Annotated in this window: 22 protein-coding genes; 5 read left to right on the forward strand and 17 right to left on the reverse strand. The window is 46.6% G+C overall.

What is annotated here, in order from left to right:
• Nucleotides 1–14 precede the first annotated feature (14 nt).
• The 6 genes from EC604_RS00170 to EC604_RS00195 all read right to left on the reverse strand — a co-directional run bounded on the left by EC604_RS00170 (nt 15) and on the right by EC604_RS00195 (nt 4,580).
• A complete protein-coding gene (locus EC604_RS00170; protein ID WP_123062226.1) occupies nt 15–905 on the reverse strand; it encodes a tyrosine recombinase in 891 nt (296 codons plus the stop codon).
• Nucleotides 906–995: 90 nt separating this feature from the next.
• Nucleotides 996–1,238: a DUF4227 family protein gene (locus EC604_RS00175; protein WP_090922446.1), complete on the reverse strand. Its 243-nt coding sequence runs from the start codon at nt 1,236–1,238 to the stop codon at nt 996–998.
• A 161-nt stretch (nt 1,239–1,399) separates the two neighbouring features.
• Nucleotides 1,400–1,867: a Fur family transcriptional regulator gene (locus tag EC604_RS00180; protein WP_090922447.1), complete on the reverse strand. Its 468-nt coding sequence runs from the start codon at nt 1,865–1,867 to the stop codon at nt 1,400–1,402.
• Between the two features lie 107 nt (nt 1,868–1,974).
• A complete protein-coding gene (spoIIM, locus tag EC604_RS00185) occupies nt 1,975–2,604 on the reverse strand; it encodes a stage II sporulation protein M (RefSeq protein ID WP_123062227.1) in 630 nt (209 codons plus the stop codon).
• A gap of 153 nt (nt 2,605–2,757) precedes the next feature.
• Nucleotides 2,758–3,984 carry an endonuclease Q family protein gene (locus tag EC604_RS00190; protein ID WP_123062228.1) on the reverse strand — a complete coding sequence of 409 codons (1,227 nt, stop codon included), beginning with the start codon at nt 3,982–3,984 and terminating at the stop codon, nt 2,758–2,760.
• A gap of 2 nt (nt 3,985–3,986) precedes the next feature.
• Nucleotides 3,987–4,580, reverse strand: a complete 594-nt coding sequence (locus EC604_RS00195) for an NUDIX domain-containing protein (RefSeq protein WP_123062229.1) — start codon at nt 4,578–4,580, stop codon at nt 3,987–3,989.
• Between the two features lie 324 nt (nt 4,581–4,904).
• Here EC604_RS00195 and EC604_RS00200 point away from each other — a divergent pair, with 324 nt between their 5' ends.
• Nucleotides 4,905–5,042 carry a Z-ring formation inhibitor MciZ gene (locus EC604_RS00200; RefSeq protein WP_123062230.1) on the forward strand — a complete coding sequence of 46 codons (138 nt, stop codon included), beginning with the start codon at nt 4,905–4,907 and terminating at the stop codon, nt 5,040–5,042.
• Nucleotides 5,043–5,140: 98 nt separating this feature from the next.
• Here the strand turns inward: EC604_RS00200 and EC604_RS00205 are convergent, their stop codons facing one another.
• A complete protein-coding gene (locus EC604_RS00205) occupies nt 5,141–6,271 on the reverse strand; it encodes a M20/M25/M40 family metallo-hydrolase (RefSeq protein ID WP_123062231.1) in 1,131 nt (376 codons plus the stop codon).
• Nucleotides 6,272–6,352: 81 nt separating this feature from the next.
• Here EC604_RS00205 and prli42 point away from each other — a divergent pair, with 81 nt between their 5' ends.
• Entirely contained in the window at nt 6,353–6,454 is a 102-nt protein-coding gene (prli42, locus tag EC604_RS00210) for a stressosome-associated protein Prli42 (RefSeq protein WP_090922458.1), read from the forward strand.
• Between the two features lie 33 nt (nt 6,455–6,487).
• On the opposite strand, the gene lipB is transcribed toward prli42, so the two are convergent.
• The 5 genes from lipB to lpdA all read right to left on the reverse strand — a co-directional run bounded on the left by lipB (nt 6,488) and on the right by lpdA (nt 12,401).
• Nucleotides 6,488–7,195 (reverse strand): lipoyl(octanoyl) transferase LipB, encoded by a 708-nt coding sequence (lipB, locus tag EC604_RS00215; RefSeq protein WP_123062232.1) that lies wholly within the window; start codon nt 7,193–7,195, stop codon nt 6,488–6,490.
• A 117-nt stretch (nt 7,196–7,312) separates the two neighbouring features.
• Nucleotides 7,313–8,779, reverse strand: a complete 1,467-nt coding sequence (locus tag EC604_RS00220) for a dihydrolipoamide acetyltransferase family protein (RefSeq protein ID WP_123062233.1) — start codon at nt 8,777–8,779, stop codon at nt 7,313–7,315.
• A gap of 37 nt (nt 8,780–8,816) precedes the next feature.
• Nucleotides 8,817–9,803 carry an alpha-ketoacid dehydrogenase subunit beta gene (locus EC604_RS00225; protein ID WP_123062234.1) on the reverse strand — a complete coding sequence of 329 codons (987 nt, stop codon included), beginning with the start codon at nt 9,801–9,803 and terminating at the stop codon, nt 8,817–8,819.
• A 2-nt stretch (nt 9,804–9,805) separates the two neighbouring features.
• Nucleotides 9,806–10,834, reverse strand: coding sequence for a thiamine pyrophosphate-dependent dehydrogenase E1 component subunit alpha (locus EC604_RS00230; protein ID WP_123062235.1), 1,029 nt, complete (start codon nt 10,832–10,834; stop codon nt 9,806–9,808).
• 142 nt (nt 10,835–10,976) lie between these two features.
• Nucleotides 10,977–12,401, reverse strand: coding sequence for a dihydrolipoyl dehydrogenase (gene lpdA / locus EC604_RS00235; protein ID WP_123062236.1), 1,425 nt, complete (start codon nt 12,399–12,401; stop codon nt 10,977–10,979).
• A 231-nt stretch (nt 12,402–12,632) separates the two neighbouring features.
• Between lpdA and EC604_RS00240 the strand changes: the two genes are divergently transcribed.
• Nucleotides 12,633–12,950: a DUF2627 domain-containing protein gene (locus EC604_RS00240; RefSeq protein WP_123062237.1), complete on the forward strand. Its 318-nt coding sequence runs from the start codon at nt 12,633–12,635 to the stop codon at nt 12,948–12,950.
• Between the two features lie 53 nt (nt 12,951–13,003).
• Entirely contained in the window at nt 13,004–13,351 is a 348-nt protein-coding gene (locus EC604_RS00245) for a potassium channel family protein (protein ID WP_123062238.1), read from the forward strand.
• 22 nt (nt 13,352–13,373) lie between these two features.
• Here EC604_RS00245 and EC604_RS00250 read toward each other — a convergent pair whose 3' ends face one another.
• A complete protein-coding gene (locus EC604_RS00250) occupies nt 13,374–13,586 on the reverse strand; it encodes a hypothetical protein (RefSeq protein WP_123062239.1) in 213 nt (70 codons plus the stop codon).
• Between the two features lie 176 nt (nt 13,587–13,762).
• Between EC604_RS00250 and EC604_RS00255 the strand changes: the two genes are divergently transcribed.
• The gene (locus EC604_RS00255; protein WP_090922476.1) at nt 13,763–14,362 is read left to right on the forward strand and encodes a thymidine kinase; all 600 of its coding nucleotides are present in this window, start codon (nt 13,763–13,765) and stop codon (nt 14,360–14,362) included.
• 104 nt (nt 14,363–14,466) lie between these two features.
• On the opposite strand, the gene EC604_RS00260 is transcribed toward EC604_RS00255, so the two are convergent.
• From EC604_RS00260 to EC604_RS00275, 4 genes are all read right to left on the reverse strand, one after another.
• Nucleotides 14,467–14,943 carry a hypothetical protein gene (locus tag EC604_RS00260; RefSeq protein WP_090922478.1) on the reverse strand — a complete coding sequence of 159 codons (477 nt, stop codon included), beginning with the start codon at nt 14,941–14,943 and terminating at the stop codon, nt 14,467–14,469.
• Nucleotides 14,944–15,480: 537 nt separating this feature from the next.
• Nucleotides 15,481–16,134 carry a hypothetical protein gene (locus tag EC604_RS00265; RefSeq protein WP_123062240.1) on the reverse strand — a complete coding sequence of 218 codons (654 nt, stop codon included), beginning with the start codon at nt 16,132–16,134 and terminating at the stop codon, nt 15,481–15,483.
• 271 nt (nt 16,135–16,405) lie between these two features.
• The gene (locus EC604_RS00270) at nt 16,406–17,440 is read right to left on the reverse strand and encodes an NAD(P)/FAD-dependent oxidoreductase (RefSeq protein ID WP_123062241.1); all 1,035 of its coding nucleotides are present in this window, start codon (nt 17,438–17,440) and stop codon (nt 16,406–16,408) included.
• Nucleotides 17,441–17,592: 152 nt separating this feature from the next.
• Nucleotides 17,593–19,563, reverse strand: coding sequence for an AraC family transcriptional regulator (locus EC604_RS00275; protein WP_123062242.1), 1,971 nt, complete (start codon nt 19,561–19,563; stop codon nt 17,593–17,595).
• Nucleotides 19,564–19,693 lie beyond the last annotated feature (130 nt).

Genomic DNA, 19,693 nt, shown 5'->3' on the forward strand with positions numbered 1-19,693 from the left:
CCATGCGCTAAGCCTTATTTTGCACGCGGATGATGGGTCTCATAAATTTCTTTCATCGTCTTGCGCCCATGCTGACTGTATTGCTGTCCAGGCTGTTCGACATGACCAAGCATGTCCTGCACCGCACGAGTGTCAGCTCCGCTCGCAATGAGGTGAGCCGCAAATGAATGGCGCAGCGTATGCGGTGTAATTTCACCCGAGATACCCGCGTCCACAGCAGATTTTTTCAGCAACTTCCAGAATCCCTGCCGGGTCAAACGTCTGCCGGATACATTCACAAATAATGCCTGCTCGTCCGTTCCTGCTTTAAGCAATTGTTCACGGAACTCGTCTATATATACGCTCGTCCAGTGAGCAGCCGGTGCACCAATCGGAAGAATGCGCTCTTTCCCCGCTCCGCCGCAACGAATGAATCGCATAGCAGGCTGCACATCCCGTACATCCAGCGCAATCAGTTCCGACACCCGGATGCCCGTAGCATATAACAACTCCAGCATGGCTCGATCTCGAACGCCTTGCGGGGAACTGACGTCAGGAGAGGCAAGAAGCAGTTCGATCTCCGGAATCGTAAGAACTTGTGGAGGTGTCTTGTCGGCTTTGGGTGCTTCCACATCAAACGTAGGGTCCTGTACAATCTCGCCGCGCCGCATCAGAAAATGGAAATAGGATCGCAAGGATACGATACTGCGAGCAATCGTTGCATTCGCACGGCCGTCCTGTTTGAGCTGGCCTGCAAATAACACAACATGTGTTCGTCTAACCTCACTCGCTTCACGAATTCCATATTCCTTTCTTACAAATTCAACGAACTTGTCCACATCTCGAAGATAGGATTCCAGTGTGCTACTAGACATTCCTTTATCTTCTTCCAGGTATAAAGCATAGGCGTGTATGGTCTGATTCATGTACAACACTCCTCATCTGACAGCAATGCCAAACGGCAGGCTGCTTTCCGTATTTGCATCCCTGATGGACCGAACCACTCACGCCTGCAGCTACTCACCGTACCAATAGAAGAGACGAAGCCGCTCCGCCATCGTAGGACGCGCTTCTCCCGTGCCTGGCCAATCCGTTTCCTGAAATACCTTAACCGCATTGCCCGTTGGCATCTGATACTGATCCACAGGTGAAATCCAGCCGTTAAACAGATCGAGTACATGGTAAAACAGATACACCAGCGCAGCAAAAAACACAATAAATCGTATAAAACGGAGCCCTCTCCGCACAGATATAATCATTGGAACTGTCCCCTCCCATATTTCAAGTCCAGTATCGTTCTTGAAACAGGGTATGTCCCAATGTCCGGGAATATGCCTTGACGAGTGAACCATAAGCCAGGTTCGTGACCAAAAAAGCTCCCCCGTCAAAACCGCCGGTGAGAGCTTGAAGATAGGCTATGTTATTCTTCATCTTTGGGCTTTTGTTCATTTTTAGCTTTGCAACGATAACAAATTCCATGAAAGTCCAGTCGGTGATCTACGACCGAAAAGTTAAATTCCCGCTCCAGTCGTTCTTCAAGCGGTCCAAGCCAGTCCTCACGTATTTCATCCATACTTCCGCATTGCACGCAAATTAAGTGATGATGGTGATGCTTGGATGTATCTCCGCGCAGATCATAACGCGCTACACCGTCGCCGAAGTTGATTTTCTCTACAACATGCAGCTCACTCAATAGTTCGAGGGTACGGTACACGGTTGCCAGACCGATTTCGGGAGCCTTTTCTTTAACGAGCATGAATACATCCTCTGCACTCAGATGATCTTCTTCATTCTCTAAAAGTACTCTTACGGTGGCTTCCCGCTGGGGCGTTAATTTATAACCTTGGGACTGTAGTTGCTGCTTAATTTTATCAATCCGTGCTTCCATTTTCTCCCTCCCCCTAGGAAATCACTGCACACTGCAACTTAACCCACTCTTTTCATTATAGGGGGAGTTCAATATCAAAGTCAACATTTTAGGACATGCAGTACAAGCTAGACAGGAAGCAACATCGGCGTGACCCAGCGCATCATTGCGGGGGTAATCCACGTTTCAAAAGAGGCCACCCCCAGCAGCAGTACCGCCATAACTACGGTCAAAATAACATAGGATGCAAACGGTCTTTGACGGCCTGGTGCACGGTGCATCAAAACGCGATTGCGTATGATATATAACGAGAACGTCATTGCAGCCACACTGCAGATCAGCAGGATTGGAATGACGAACAGATTATGCGGCGCTACGGATACAAGTGCAAACAGCAGCCCTTTCCACGAGTACTGTCCGACGAGATAACCTACGGTAAAACCGATCAGTACCCCTTTTAAAAAATCCAGAACCAGTATGCCTGGCAAACCTACAACAGACAAGCCGAGAATAAAGATTAACCCGACCCATTTTAGATGAAGCATGGCAATATCCCAATAACCGGTGTGCTCTGTCCCTTGCGAACTATGTTGCACCGTCATGAAAAAATTGCCCAAATAGGCTTCGAGATCCTGGCGCTGTTCCAAGGAAAGAGCGTTGACCATCAATGCGCCAAAGATGACACCGACCAGAAACAAGACAGCGACGAATACATATAACGAGGTTTGCCCTTTGAAGGTAAAATAAGAAGAACGCATACAGGTACGAGTCCCCTTTCCGGTTATCCTGCTGCAAGGAGATATATCAAACGTTAGACTCAAATCTCCTTATAATTCAGCTTATGAACCTGGGCTCGCCTGTATGACTTCTTGTCCGAATTATAACAACCTGCTCTACTCATCATACTCGTTCTACATTTTCTGAGATATCTGCACTTTGGCTGCGACCTTGCCATATGTGCCCCCACCGCCAGAGGACAATGTCAGTTGACCATTACGAGCCGCTACGATCAATTCAGCGAGCGCCGGACCAACCACCTCCGCTAGTTGTGCTTCATCAGTACGATGCAAGACAGCCATCTCTGTTCCAAAACGATCCAGCAGTTGACGCAGCTTGGCTTTGCCAAGGCCTGGAATGAACTCAAGCGGAACCTGATAATAGTATGGTGGCCTGTCTGCTGGAAGCTTCGGTTGCTCACGGTCAGCAATAGCCAGAATACGATCCAGCACCCCTTGAACAAGCTTTGGGCTACCACAAAGAGCACAACGTTCAGCGGATAGATCCTTCTCATCCATAACGCTGCCACATGCTGCACAATAGGTGCGGTGATACTTACCGAGTCTTGGATTCAAACCATAATTGGCTGCAATCCTTCTTCCCTCTTCCCCGAGCAAGGCCATACGGAATTCGTCAAACGAAGGAGATGCAATCTGCAACTCATTGTATTCCCGACCGATTTTACCTAGCGAATGCGCATCCGAGTTCGTTAAGAACGAAACCTGATCCAGTTCCCGAATGTAACTCGCCATAGAGGAATCCGAGCTTAACCCTAGCTCGACAGCATCCACTAGGCTCGTGTCCAGCACATCCGCCATACGTGGCGCTGTGCTACCATAGATGCCCTTATGCGGTGTAAACACGTGAGCGGGTACAATAAGCCCGCCGCGTGCCTTGATCTCCGCTTGCATCTCAAGAGCAGGTACGTATACCCGCTGGGAGCTGAGATTTACATTTTTCATATAACGTTTCATCCAGGTTGTAAAAGACTTCATTGTATCCAGATCCCGAAAGTAGGCGAGCATGTGGAACTCACGCATCTCAGGTTCGCGCAGTTCGATTTCGGTTCCGAGCAGAATGGTTGTGTCCTGATACGCAATACCGCCGCCCTCAACCTCAGACATCGTACCGTTCTCCAGCAGCTCCTCGATATCCCTCTGTACAACCGGAGAATGGCAATCAATGACCCCAAGCAAATGAATGCCTTTACGAGTGGAAGCCTCCCGGGCTATATTCTCAAAAGTTAAGTCGCGGCTGCCGCTGATTTTAACCGCCTCACCACGGGACGTGCGTCCGATGTGGATATGCAGATCCGCATAACACGGCTCCCACAGCGGCTGCCTTCCCTTTTGATTTTGCATGATTAAAACCGTCCTGTCGTTTTGTAAATATCCCACGCATACACAGCCATCATCGTTTTAGCATCACTGATCCGATTTTCGTCCATCAGCTTGTACGCTTCCTCCAGCGTAATCTCCGATACTTCAAGAAACTCGTCTTCGTCCAGGGCCATCTCTCCAGCTTCCAGCTCTTCGGCGATATACAGGTGAATGATCTCGTCCGCGAAGCCTGGTGAGGTGTAGAAAGACCGCAGATGACGGAGCGACTTGGCTTCATATCCCGTTTCTTCCTTCAATTCACGCGCTGCTGCCACCTCCGGCTCTTCACCCGGATCAAGCTTGCCCGCAGGAATTTCCACTTCGGTACGCCCCATCGCCTGACGGTATTGATCCACGACCAGCATGCGATCTCCCCTTAATGCCAGTACCGCTACCGCTCCTGGGTGTTTGATAATCTCTCGGGTCGCCGTCTGCCCGTTTGGCAGCTTCACTGTGTCTACCTGAAGTGAGATCACTTTGCCCTCAAAAATGGGCTTGGTGGATACCGTCACTTCATCAAGCTTAGGATTCGCAGGCTGCTGTGCATAGATGGATGCAGCTGTTGTTTTTGATTTCATGTGGACTTCAGCTCCGTTTCATTTGTGTTGAGTTCAATTGAACTGAGCTAATTTACACGGACACTTCGATGACAGAAGAACCTTCCAATCGCTGTTATCCCCAGATTTTTTGATTCTCTTGTTGCAAAGGTAGAAAATCCGGTGATAAAGGCGACCGCTTCGCTTTTCCAGTTTTTTTCTGTCCTCTCCGTTGATGTGTAAAAAATTCGTTCAATTGAACTGAGATGTATAAAATGGCGATTTCAGGCATATGGTGAGCCTATACGAATTTTATCGTGTGTACAAGTCTAATACGTACATCGAGAACCAAGGGGGACTCACCAAATGAAAAGTTATCTCACACCGCAATCGGCACATGTGGTCGGACAAGCCAGACAAGTACAGCTTATCCTTAGACAGTGGATGCGTGAATGGGGCTCCGAAACCAAACTAGTCGACATGCTAGCCGGACGCAAAGGCTAGAAGGTTTAACATTGTTCAAAAAGTCCGAACCCGGTCTGCACCGAATCAGAGAACGCTACGGTTCTATCATCCCATAGAGTATCTTTTATTTCGATCGCTTACTTTCCTTTTGCCGTTTCCTGCACAATCGCGATAACGACTTGGGAAAGTTTCACAATGTCTGCAGCGCGAATGCGTTCTTTGGTCGTGTGAATATCTTCATACCCCACAGCCAGATTCACCGTTGGAATGCCGAAGCCGTTAAAAATGTTCGCATCACTGCCGCCACCAGAAGCAAACGTGCTTGTTTCCAAACCCAGGCTTTGAATCGCCCGCTGGGCAAGTTGCACTACCTCATGGTCGTCATGGAATCCGAATGCAGGATATTTAATCTCACTGCGGAACTCTGCGGTTGCACCATATTTGCGACATGTCGTCTCCAAAGCTTCACGCATTTGGGCAATTTGCTGTTCAATTTTCTCCTGCACAATACTGCGGGCCTCCGCATCGATCTGAACAAAATCACATACGACGTTCAATGCAGAGCCGCCTTGGAATTTGCCAATATTCGCTGTCGTTTCGTCGTCAATGCGTCCAAGCTTCATCGCTGCAATCGCTTTGGCTGCAACCTGAATGGCACTGATTCCATCTTCCGGATTCACACCGGCATGTGCCGACTTGCCATAGATTTTCATCTCAATCTCCGCTCTTGCTGGAGCAGCCACGCAGATCGTACCCACCGCTCCGTTAGAATCCAGCGCATAACCAAAGGCAGCATCGATATCTTTCGGATTCATTGCTCGTGCACCGACAAGACCGGACTCTTCCCCGACCGTAATCACAAACTGAATTTTGCCATGCGGAATGTTGTTCTCCTGAATGACACGAATAGCTTCAAACAGAGCCGCAATGCCCGCCTTGTCATCCGCTCCCAGAATTGTTGTGCCATCACTGCGAATCCATCCGTCCTCGCCAAGCTCCGGTTTGATTCCCTGTCCGGGGGTTACGGTGTCCATGTGACATGTGAAGAGCATCGGCTCTACACCTTCCACACCTGCAGCTTCCAGTGTAACAACCAGATTTCCCGCACCATGCCCTGTCTGGTTCATCGTATTGTCCTCATAGACGTTAAGGCCAAGATTTGCGAATTGTTCTTTTAACACCTTGGATATGTTCTGTTCATTTTTTGTTTCGCTATCAATCTGCACTAGATCCATAAATTGCTGAATCACACGCTGTTCATTAATCATTAGACTTTCCTCCCTATCGTAGATACGGTACAATACAGGTACTATGGCTTGTTCAAAAGTTCTGAAAGGAGTTCTCTCTTCATGCAAAATAAGAAATGGTTCAAAATTGTGATCTATCTCATGCTGGCAGCCATGGTTGGCTCCACTCTTTTCATTGCGCTGGAACCGTTGCTGTTTGGATAGTCACTACGATCTGAAGCTCTTCTAACGCGCTGTCTACAGACGCTGGAGGGCTTCTTCTTCTGTACTCCATATCAGGTCATATGGGAATATACGCTGAAAATAAGGCACAATATCCCGGGCTACCTGCTCAATCGTGTATGACTTCCCCGTGATATCCTCCAAAGAAGTCACACCATACTGTTCAATTCCGCATGGAATAATGCCCTGAAACCCGGCATGTTGAATACCTGAGGTAATGTTAAAAGCAAACCCGTGACTCGTCACAAATCCACGTCGATGCTTGCACCGGTTAAACTTGATGCCGATGGCAGCAATCTTCAGGTCACCGATCCATACGCCTGTATATCCCTCTTTACGGCCGGATACAACGTCCTGGTCAGCGAGATAATCGATCATCACCTGCTCCAGCTTACGCAAGTAACCATGCAAATCCAATTCCTCATCCCGACCAAGCACTAACAAAGGGTAACCTACCAATTGACCCGGCCCATGATAAGTAATATCACCGCCGCGATCAATTTGAAACAAGGATATCCCTTGAGCTTTCAACTCTTCCTCACTCCAAAGCAGATGCTCCGGATGATTCTGTGATCCAATCGTATAGGTTGGTGGATGCTGTAAAAGCAACATCTGTTCAGGACCTTCACCTTCGTCCAATTGTTGCACAATTGATTTCTGAAGATTCCATGCCGCTTCATAATCAAGCATAGGTATGTATGCCACATTCAGCGGTTTGCCCATACTTTCCCACATCCTTCTGCCCATGGTTTAATATATGAAAATATGTCTGTCTCTAGACAGCCAGAAAAGTGCACGGCCCGAGGCACATACACTTTCCCGTCATTTTATATCATAAACTTAATACACTTTCGTTTCCATATTGTACCCTTCCAGATTTTCCTTGACACGTTGCAAGAAGCGGCCACAGATGACGCCATCCAGAATCCGATGATCCAGGGAAAGACACAGGTTAGCCATGGACCGCACCGCGATCATATCGTTAATGACAACCGGTTTTTTCACTATGGACTCAAACGTAAGGATAGCCGCCTGTGGGTAATTGATAATCGGCTGGGACAGGATCGAACCGAATGAACCTGTATTGTTCACCGTAAATGTACCACCCTGCATGTGATCCAGCTTCAGCGTGCCTTCACGGGTTTTACGAGCCAGGTCATCAATCTCACGAGCAAGACCTGCGATATTGCGCTGATCTGCCTGTTTGATGACAGGTGTAAGCACCGAATCCTCTGTACCTACAGCCATGGACAGGTTAATATCCCGCTTGACAATAATTTTATCAACTGCCCATACCGAGTTCATGATCGGGTAATCTTTAATCGCATTGACGACTCCCTTCATCATGAATGAAAGATAGGTCAGGTTAATGCCCTCTTTCCGTTTGAACTCATCCTTCAATTTGTTGCGCAACATGACGAGGTTGGTTACATCCACCTCAATCATTGTCCACGCATGAGGAATTTCAGATACACTTTGACGCATATTACGCGCTATGGCATTACGCACTGGGGTAACATCGATAAAATATTCTGATCTTCCTTGTCCGCCGCCTTCCACTTCAATCTGTGGAATTTTCGGACTTTCGGTCAGATGGATTCCCGAATGACGCACAGGAACGCCCGCATCGGATGCAGGAAGTGTCTGTCCTGCTACGCCGTTCGCAGCTATTGATGACGTAGTTGCACCAGCATCTCTGATTCCGCTAAACGGGGAAGACGATGAAGCCTGTGCAGCAATGTTAGATGTTTGAACGGGTGCTTGTACTGTGTTTGCCTGTCCGCCCTGTGCAACATAAGAAAGCACGTCTTTACGTGTAATCCGGCCGCCGGCGCCTGTTCCCTGAACATGTTGCAGATTCAACCCATGCTCTGCTGCCAGGGATTGCACCGCAGGAGAATAACGATGGCGCATCGGCTGATTCGGATCAAACGCAGCTGCGTTTGTGCCCGTAGCAGGAGATTGACCTGCATTACGCTGAACCTGAGCTTGCTGCGATGGTTGTTGCTCGCCCGCAACAGGTGTAACTTGTTCCGCCGTATCTTCATCAGTAGCAACGACTTGCATACGGCAGATGGCCTCACCTACCGCAATGGTCGTTCCTTCTTCCACCAATAGATCACCCATAATGCCATCCACCGTAGACGGTATCTCGGCATTCACTTTATCCGTAATGACTTCACAGATCGGCTCGTACTGTTCCACACGGTCACCCGGTTTTTTCAACCATTTGCCTATGGTAGCCGAGACCAGGGATTCTGCGAGCTGCGGCATAATGACCTCGATCCATTTCATACGTTCAGCCATTGATTTATCACTCCAAACTTTGTTCTATCTTTATTGATCAATACGCTGCAAGTTCGCGCATGGCTGTTTTGGCTTTATCCTTGCTCAGCATATAAAATTTCTCCAACGTAGGACTGATTGGCATAGCTGGTACATCTGGACCACACAAACGCTGAATAGGCGCATCCAGATCAAACAAACATTCCTCACTGATGATTGCCGCAACTTCTGCGCCTACACCACCTGTTTTGTTATCTTCGTGTACGATCAGCACCTTGCCTGTCAACCGGGCGGAAGCGATAATGGCTTCACGGTCGAGCGGTTGCAGTGTACGCAGGTCCAGTACGTGTGCCGTAATGCCCTCTTCCCGTTCCAATTCCTCTGCGGCCTGCATGACAAAATGCAGTGGCTGACTGTATCCGATGACCGTAATATCAGCACCTTCACGAAGGACATTGGCCTTACCGATTGGAACGATGTAATCATCCTCAGGCACATCTTCCTTGATCAACTTGTAACATTTTTTATTTTCGAAAAAGAGTACCGGGTCAGGGTCACGGACTGCCGCTTTAAGCAATCCTTTGGCGTCATACGCCGAGTAAGGAGCGATGATTTTGAGTCCCGGCGTTCCAAAGAAAATGGATTCCGGACATTGAGAGTGGTACAAGCCGCCGAAGATCCCGCCGCCGATTGGCGCTCGAATTACGATTGGACAGCTCCAATCATTGTTAGACCGATAACGGATTTTGGCCGCCTCACTAATAATCTGATTTGTTGCTGGCAGCATAAAGTCCGAATATTGCATTTCCGCAATCGGCTTCATGCCGTACATTGCCGCACCGATCGCCACACCGGCAATCGCAGATTCAGACAATGGCGTATCCATGACACGCATCTCGCCGAATTGATCCTGCAACCCTTTGGTTGTGGTGAACACGCCACCTTTTACACCGACATCCTCGCCAAGAACAAAAACATTCTCGTCCCGTTCCATCTCTTCTTTCATTGCGAGACGGATTGCATCAATATATTCCATCATAGCCATGATTACCGTCCCCCTTCTTCGCTGTCTGCATAGACATGCGTCAGCGTGTCCTCAGGTTTAGGATATGGCGCATTGTCTGCATATTCAGTTGCTTCTTTCATTTCGAGCGCAAGCTGGGAAGCCAGATCCGCATCCCGGGCTTCATCCCAGATGCCGCATTCAATCAAATAATTTTTCATCCGAAGTACGCCGTCTTTCTTCCAGTTCTCCTCAACTTCTTCCTTGGTTCGGTAGGCCAAATCATTATCCGAAGTCGAGTGTGGAGACAAACGATACATCATCGCTTCAATCAGTGTCGGACCTTCACCGGCGATAGCACGCTGGCGCGCTTCCTTCACAGCCGCGTATACTTCGAGTGCATCATTGCCATCTACACGAAGTCCCGGGAAACCATACCCCAGTGCACGATCAGAGATTTTGCCGCTAAGCTGTTTGTGAATTGGAACCGAGATTGCATATTGATTGTTCTCACACATAATGATCACAGGAAGCTTATGCACCCCCGCAAAGTTTGCGCCTTCGTGGAAATCCCCCTGATTGCTTGAACCTTCCCCAAATGTAACAAAAGAAACAAACTCTTTCTTCTGCATTTTGGCAGCAAGAGCAAAGCCAACCGCATGAGGAACCTGCGTAGTCACTGGACTGGACCCAGTAACGATACGCAGTTTCTTGTGACCAAAGTGACCTGGCATTTGCCGGCCGCCACTGTTTGGATCTTCCGCCTTCGCAAAGGCAGACAACATCAATTCACGCGGCGTCATGCCTACGGCAAGAACAAAACCATAATCGCGATAGTAAGGCAAATAGTAATCGTGATTACGATCCAAACCAAAAGCCGCTCCGACTTGCGCTGCCTCTTGGCCTACACCGGATACGTGAAAGTTAATTTTGCCAGCCCGCTGCAAGAGCAAGCAACGTTCATCAAACTTGCGTGCAAGCAGCATGTATTTGTACATATCTAAAACTTCTCCATCGGTAAGTCCCAGTTGTTGATGTCGATGAACCGCATCTGCAGTACCTTGTGAACTCATATGAGGTACCTCCTTTTAATCAAAGCCTTTTGCAAGTCCTACTACCCGCTCTTATAACCTGGTACTAAGACTTGGCTTAACCTTATTATAATCCCTTTTGCCCAAAAAAGGAAAGTACCTTTCTCACTAGGGGGTGTCTGACTTACATTCCAATCGCTTTCCCGTCCACGGCTAACATCGCTTCGCCCATGATTTCTGACAATGAAGGATGCGGATGTATGGTCTGTCCGACTTCCCATGGCGTTGCATCCAGCATCTGTGCCAATGAAGCTTCTGCAATCAGTTCCGTAACATGGGTGCCTATCATATGTACCCCCAGAATATCATTCGTTTGGGCATCTGCAATGACCTTCACGAATCCATCGCGACTTCCGTGAATCAAGGACTTGCCGATCGCCTGGAATGGGAACTTGCCGGTTTTGATCTCGTGTCCGCGTTCTTTAGCTTCCTTCTCAGTGAAGCCAATGCTGGCAGCTTCTGGGCGTGTATACACGCAGCGCGGAATGCGATGTGCTTCAACCGGATGCACGCTCTCACCAGCAAGATGATTGACTGCGAGTATGCCTTCGTGACTTGCGGCATGGGCCAGCTGTAACCCGCCGATGCAGTCACCAATCGCATAGATATGGCCTTCTCCAGTCTGCAAATATGGGTTAACGGCAATAAAACCGCGTTCTACTTTGATATCCGTGTTCTCAAGTCCGATATTTTCAACGTTAGCTTGACGCCCAACAGACACGAGCATTTTCTCAGCCGTCAGCGTTTCTACCTTATCTCCCGCAAGTTGCACATCAATGTTCACGTTCTGATCTTCGGCGCGGTAGCTATCCGTCATCAGTTTAGCACCAGTCAAGAAACGTACGCCCCGTTTGCCTAGTAAACGCTGCATTTCTTTCGCTATATCTTCATCTTCCGCAGGAAGCACATGAGCCGCTGTCTCAATCACCGTCACACTCACGCCAAAATCATTCAGCATAGAGGCCCATTCCAGACCGATGACACCACCGCCTACAATGAGGATTGAAGCTGGCAGCTCGTCCATGCGAAGCGCTTCATCACTGCTCATGATATATCTTCCATCCGGTTCAAGACCCGGCAGTACACGCGGACGCGAGCCCGTAGCAATAATGAGGTTCGTTGGAACGACTGTGTCCATCTCGCCGTCCTCAAACTCCACCGCTACAGCTCCGCTCTGTGGTGAGAAGATCGATGGCCCAATCACACGTCCTTTGGCGTGCACAACTTCAATTTTATTTTTTTTCATCAAATATTGAACGCCCTGATGAAGTTGCTCCACAATCGCATCTTTACGCGCCTGAACCTTCGGGAACACAAGCGTTGCTCCTGTTGTCTCGATGCCGTAGCTCTCGCTATCCTGAATTTCAGCATACATCTCGGCACTTTTCAATAGCGCCTTGCTTGGAATACAGCCACGATGCAGGCAAGTTCCACCGAGCTTGTCCTTTTCAATAATAACGACCTTTTTGCCTAGCTGGGCAGCACGGATCGCCGCAACATATCCACCCGTTCCTCCACCTAGTACAGCAACATCACATGGTATTGGCATCTCTATATTCTCCTCTATATACTCATTTTTTGAATATAAATAATAATAAAATGACCGATGGTACCTAATTTACTTCCTACCCTCTATATGCCATTGTACTCTCCTTGAGCGGTCAACTCAAAGTTTGACCATTCTCGCATGGACAGTCTGTACATTCCAAGCTATGATATAAGCAGGGATTCCCTGTAAGCGTAACCTTTATTTTATGTCTACTTTGGCAGAAAGGGTATAATGCTCATGAATACAAAAATAGTCTTTGCGAGATTCCTCGCGATAATTGTACTCGTTATCCCCGGCTTAATGGCCATGAAGGGTTTTCTTATGATGAAAGATGCCCTGTTTCTATATTACGCCGAACATGGAAACGACATGATCGCCCCCGGCTTTCAGTGGCTCTCCTTCCTGGGCGGACTTGTACTTTTTGCCGCAGGTATGAGTTTTCTGGGGGGCTGGATTCTGTTCCGTGACCGCAAGCGTAATTATGTAGGACCACGTTTTCGCTCCAAAAAACAGTCCGAACAGGTTGAAACACCCGGAAGCAGTTCATAATTCCGGGCTTTTTTGTTTTTTCCACACACTTCATACAGACAGGATGGATTCATATGGTATCCTTTTTACTGACATTAAAGCGTCTGCTTAAAGGCATTTTCCATGCATTCAAGGACCCGAAATTTTTGGCTTTATTCGTTTTGACAGCTGCTACCTTACTCTCGGGTACGCTGTTTTATACACGTGTGGAAGGTCTCCACTGGATTGACGCCCTGTATTTCTGTGCAGTTACTCTAACGACGGTAGGACATCCCCATTTCGAGCCTTCGACCGGATTTGGCAAGGCGTTTACCGTAATTTACATGTTTGCAGGTATTGGCCTTACCTTTGCCATGATTGCCAGAATAACAGCTGGCATTCTATTCCCCCGCAGAATGAAGACAGAAGAAGATGTCGAGTAGTTATCACTTTCAATTGTTAGTTTCATTCATACAAGGCATCTCGAAGTTTAGTCGACATGCGTGACTCTTTCGAAGAGGACTTCAGAATCGTTCTGCGTAGCGCCAGATTACTGGCCTGCAACCGTTCTGCTTCTGTCAGTAGTTCTGTAAATAATGCCTGCGCAGCTTCATCCAGCTTGCCTTGTTTATTCAGCTCCTCATAACGCTGCTTCAGTAAAGTTAATGCTTCGTTCATGGGTAACACCTCTTTTCAGATGAATCCAGTGGCTCCGGCTTTCGGAACCAACATCGTAACCATCCATATAGTAACACAAACCGATTCATATTAGTTCTGGCTCTTTCCAAAGAAGATGTGGTAATCTGTAATGGTCGCTTTTTTTGAATTCCGTATGCGAGAGGGGTAGCAGCACCGTGCAAACTGGACGTATTACCGTAATTACTGGACCCATGTTTAGTGAAAAATCTGGTGAACTTATTCGCCGTTGTCAGAAACTTATTCAATTTGGCCGTAAAAAGGTCGTTGCCTACAAACCAGCCGAAGATGATCGTTTTGCTCAGGACGAGATTGTAAGCCGGATCGGCTACAGACTTCCCGCCCATTCCATTCCCCGGCAATTAACGCCGGAATCTGTAGAGACTATTCTGAATCAAACCATAGATGCTGATGTTGTTGCCTTTGATGAAGTTCAGTTTTTCAGCAGTGCGATCATGGAACTCGTTTCCGAACTGGCCTACTGTGGCAAACATGTGATTGTGGACGGACTGAACATGGATTATCGCGGAAAAGAATTCGGATATATCGGCGGCCTGCTTGCCATGGCTGATGATATTGAGAAACTTTCTGCATTCTGCGCAGTATGTGGCAGCCCGGATGCTGCCTTTACACAGCGCATTGTCAACGGAGAACCCGTCACTTTGGGTCCAGTTGTCATGATTGGCGATTCGGAGGCTTATGAGCCCCGCTGTCGCTGCTGCTTTATTCCTCCTCACAAAGTGGAATGCCCGTCCTAAGACACAATAAACACCGAAGCCCAATTGGGCTTTTTTTTATTACCAGCAAAGGGACAGGCACAAAAAAGCACCGCTGTATGCGATGCTCTCCAAATCACTTCCCGCTAATCACGGGAAACAAAATATTTGTTGGTCATGTAATATGCGTCGCCACGTGACGTTTCTACCATTCCTTTTTTGGCATCCAGGAATACAATCTCTTTACATTTTGTGCAATACCATTTGGTCCGCTTATAAGGAGATTCCGTGACATAGGCCGTACCGCATTTACAATCAATCTTCATTAATAGCTCGGTGGATTTATAAGCACTGGACAGACGTTCCAGGTTATCCTGCTGTTGCGTTGGCATGATCGTCTGCTGATAATCGGATAGATGATTTTGAACCTTAAAGTCTGCGACCAAACCTGCATTTAATCCAAAAAACTCTTTGCCGATCTCCGTCACGAAGCGTCTCTCATTTCTATAACAATCGAGCCATTCAACAATCTGCTTATTAGACAGTGGAACCGTACCCTTGATACCGCTATTTAAGGTGTAGGTCATGATGTATAAAGTATCGTCTTGTCTTCCTGAGTACATTAGAATCCTCCTTCGAATACATTTGCTAATGTACTACAAAAACGCGCATAAATCAAAAAAATATTGTTTCCTGAGCGCATTTCTTCTTATTAAATGGGATACATACCTCTCTCATCTGCTAATGTCTTACAAGAACTGCATACACCTGTAACATTTCCCTGTGGAGCGGCGTAATACACAACCCTTTTCACAGGTTTCCTGCAAATGGAACAGTAGTTCCTCCTTTCCTTTTTTGGAGTGTAGTCCGATAGCTTCACTACGTTTTGCTGCCGCCGAAATCTTCGTAAAAAGCCCAGCCAATTCATATTCGCTCACTCTTTCTTATGCGCTTGCCCTATCGTCGTTTTTCCTTGGCCTGCAAAATCGCGCCACCTGTTATGTATACGATTCCAAGTTGTGCGTGCCGATCTCATATTTTATTCGACGTTTCGAGTGTTTTTCCTGTTTTAATCTCAGTACATATTAAAAAAAACCGCAGACACCTGTCTTCTCTGCACTCGAGAAACAGCTGACTAATCGGTTTTTTCATTCATCATTTCATTTATAATATGTGCCCAGTACGTCCAGATCGGATGAACGTTCAATCCGAAAAGGATAGATGAATCCCTGTTTCAGTTTAGCGAACTTTCGTCCCCACAGATCCAGTCCGGATGTAAACTTATATGCCTGATATATGAATTTGGAACAATAATTTCGCTCGATACTTAGAAGGTTCGTTTGCAAGCGGTAGAACTTCACCTGCTCATAATGCTCTTGAACCCATTCTGCTGCCCGAGTACCCACCTGACGGAGCTTGGAACGGAACACAATGAAGCGATCTCCTTCATAAAAGCGAGTGAGATACCAGTCCAGTGTATCGGCAAAAACCGGCCCGTAAGGGTGCACATGATACACCTTTCCGTCCAGACCAATAATGCCCATATGCCCGGCATAATAGGTTGATTCCGAGCTTGGCGTATAGACGATGTCCCCTGGCTCAAGCTTCAACGATTTTAATTCACTAAGAGGCATGTCCTGCTGTTGCCTTTTTACAGCAGCACGTTTACGGCGGCCCTCGACCAATAAACGATGCAGGGCTCCGGCTGTAGCAAGATAAACCTCGGACCATTTCACTCGTTTCATATTCACCCGATGAAGCAATCGCTGAATGAAAGTAGTATTTTGTTGTCCGGATGATGAACTTTTTTTCATATGTTGCACTCCACCCTTGTCGAATTGTAATCCGGTTTTGAGTTTCTAGGCTAGCATGCGTGATGTGGGAATATGTTATGATTCGCGCAAAGCTGTTGTAGATTTTGATTATAGACGGTTTAGTGCTGATCTTCAATTCGAAACCTGTTCAAATTCTGTTCTATCTTGTGCAATTCTCTCTACTTCATACCACATATGAAGCAAAAAAAAATAACCCCGGGAAATACCCGAAGTTATTTTGAGTTCCGATCTTGTTTAAACGTAATATTAACTACTCCACAACACCAAGTGCTTTGTTTTTTTCTTTGAAGCGACTGTTATGAGAAGAGACATACGCTACTTTCTCGGCTTCCGGATCCATATACAGCTTCGCACTGTTAACGGCCAGAGCTGCATCTGTAAATGTACCCGCGATCAGATACAACTTGCTTCCATAATCGACGAAATCACCCGCGGCAAAAACGCCAGGTATGTTCGTTTGCAATCTCTCGGTTGTACTAACATGCCATTCACCCAAGTCTAATCCCCAATCACGAATGGGGCCAAAATCACTCTTCATGCCATGATTGACAATCACCGCATCCACTTCGAGCATCTCCGTCTCTCCGCTTTCCATATGTGTAACAGTTACCTGTTCGATCATATCACCACTTATGCTGTGTAACTTCTCAATTGAGTAGGGTGTACGCACGTCAACTGAAGATTCTTTCATACGCGACACGTTCCGTTCCAGTCCTCCGAAGTGATCACGTCGATGCACCACCGTTACCTGCTTAGCCAAGCTCTCTAGTTCATTCGCCCAATCCACAGCGGAGTCTCCCCCACCCGAGATTAACACTCGTTTACCGCGGAAAGGCTCGAGCTCTTGCACCGTATAATGTAGATTGGATACTTCATAGCGGTCTGCCCCTTCAAGCTCCAGTTTCGCCATTTTGTATATCCCATATCCTATAGCCAGAATGACAGTACGGGTCCAGTGTTGCTCACCTGTAGCGGAAGTTAGCAGAATGGTACCATCCGGTTTACGTTCAAATCCTTCAATCTGTTGTTCAAACACAAGTGTCGGTTCAAATGTACGCGCCTGCTGCTCCAGCTGTTTAATCAGATCTTCGCACAGGATCGGTGTTACCCCTCCAACATCCCAGATCATCTTTTCCGGATAAAACAGCATTCGTCCTCCCAATCTGTCGCGTGCCTCAATTAATTTCGTTTTCATATCACGCATACCGCTATAAAAAGCAGAGTACATGCCCGCTGGGCCTCCTCCGATAATTGTTACATCATAAAGCTCCAACTCTTGATTCATCTCTACAGGACCTCCATCCACTCGACTATGGTAATTGTTCATATGATATTGATTCTCATTATCGTTTAAGTCTAATGGAAATTGGTTCAAATTACAATGCCTATATCATTTTCGCCTCCTGCGTAACTTTATGTGCACGATTTCTTCTTCATTTAGTGTGCTCTTGGAGCAGACAAAAGTTTATCTACAACAAAATCGAGCTGTTTATTGATGGAATAGATGTCTGAATAATAAAAGAAATCAAAATCAATTTCGATCAACCGACCTTCTTTGACCGCCTTAATGTTACGCCATATCGGATTATCCGTTAGATTATCTGCCCCTTCGTACACAGATCGAAACACATAGTCACCTATGTACTCTGGAAGAACTTCCATCGAGATTGTAGAGCCAGCGGCGTCTGATACGACATCGATTTTGTCTTGCACTACTTTAGGAGCTTTCATGTCCAAATACTCATAAACTGCCTGAGAACCCCGACCAAATTGCTTGCTCTCCACAACGACCATACCTTTCAGTCCGCCTTCAATTATGGAAATGGTTTTATCCAATATACCTGCGTCTGCAAGAGTTTTTTTACTCTCTTCCACTTTGCTGTTAAGGTTATCAATCAAGACTTCAGCTTCCTTCTCTTTGCCAAAAATGCTGGCTATGCTGTGAAGTCGTTCTTCAGTTGTCATTTTCTCGTAGGGAATATACACCGTAGGTGCGATATTTTTCAATGTGTTATATGTTTCTTCCGACGGAACAATAATCAGATCTGGATCAAGGTCAATGACCGCTTCAGGGTTCGGTTCGAACCAGGTACCCAATGAATTAACACCTTCAAGCTCACTCTTGTAAGCAGCTCCGTCGTATACATCTGATGTAGCGATTGGCTTGACTCCAAGTGCAACCACATCACCTTGGAGATACAGCACAACAACTCTTTTCGGATTAGCTGGAACAATAACATCACCTTTTATGGTTGAGACCGTGCGTGTTTCATTATCTTTGTTAACTTGACTCCCCGTCTCTGATGTTACTGATGAACTACTGCTAGTGGAACTGGCACCCGTTCCTTCTCCTGCTGAAAGTGTATTGGCGGTACCTGAAGAACAGGCCGTAAGCAGCATCGTTAAACTTAATATTGCAATCATGATCATACTGGAACTTGAATTTTTTCTTTTCATTGTGGACCCTCCGTTTATATATCGATAATGATTATCATAATCAATATATCTTGACTTCAATGCCCAGCCAATGGACGATTCGGATACTTGCAATGGACGATCTTCTGTTTGGCCCAATCCTTTCTTCTTCTTTTGATACAATCTTGGAGACATGCCCACATGTTTCTTGAAAATTCGGCTAAAATAATACACATCTGAATAACCAACCTCTGCCGCAATATCACCGAGCTTTGCATCAGAGTGAGCAAGTAAATCCTGAGCCTTGCCAATTCGCGTCTGAATTAAGTAATCGATGGGACTGTACCCCGTCTTTCGTTTAAATCGCATCGATAGATGACGGGAGCTAAAATTGAATTGTTCAGCTAAAAAATCAAGTGTAACCTGTTCTCTATAATGCTGATGAATGTATTCAAGCGTTTGTTTCACCGGATCAACAAGTTCGGTTTGGCCCTCTTGTGCAGCCAGCTGAACCATCAGTTCATGAATGAATTGATAAAACAGACTCTTCGTATGAAGCAGGTTCAAATTTGATTGTTGCGCCCATACTTTCTCCATCTCATCAAGATATCGTAACAATTTCAGTGGACTACTCGGTGTAAATCCATATTGTAAGGATAACGGAGCACCTAGAGCCTGTCCCTGCGACCACCTTTTACGATAATTTGGAAATGCTCGAAATGCTCTGTAATACAACATAATATATTCGAAATCTTCATGGTTCTGTATATTCAATAATGATCCTTTGGCTCCATGAAGTATAAAAAATGGTTCTGATCTATACTTATGTCCGTTCAATTGAAGTTCGGCCGACCCTCGAATCGAATATACAAAACAAGCAGCAGGCAATGTATATGATCCCTGTTGTATTTCCTTCTTTAAGACGATACGGCGTATATCCAGCACCTTCACGGCCGCATAATTCCAATATTGCATCTGTTCGTTTAATTTCATCATTTCTCTCCAATCCCCGTTTCTCCTGAAACAATAACTGTAAAAATTCTCTCTCTCACACTCATTGATAACCATTATCAATTATACGGATGAAGTTCGCAATACTTTACGTAAAGTATATTTTTATTGA

Source organism: Paenibacillus amylolyticus, from assembly GCF_003719335.1.
Lineage (GTDB): Bacteria > Bacillota > Bacilli > Paenibacillales > Paenibacillaceae > Paenibacillus > Paenibacillus amylolyticus_D.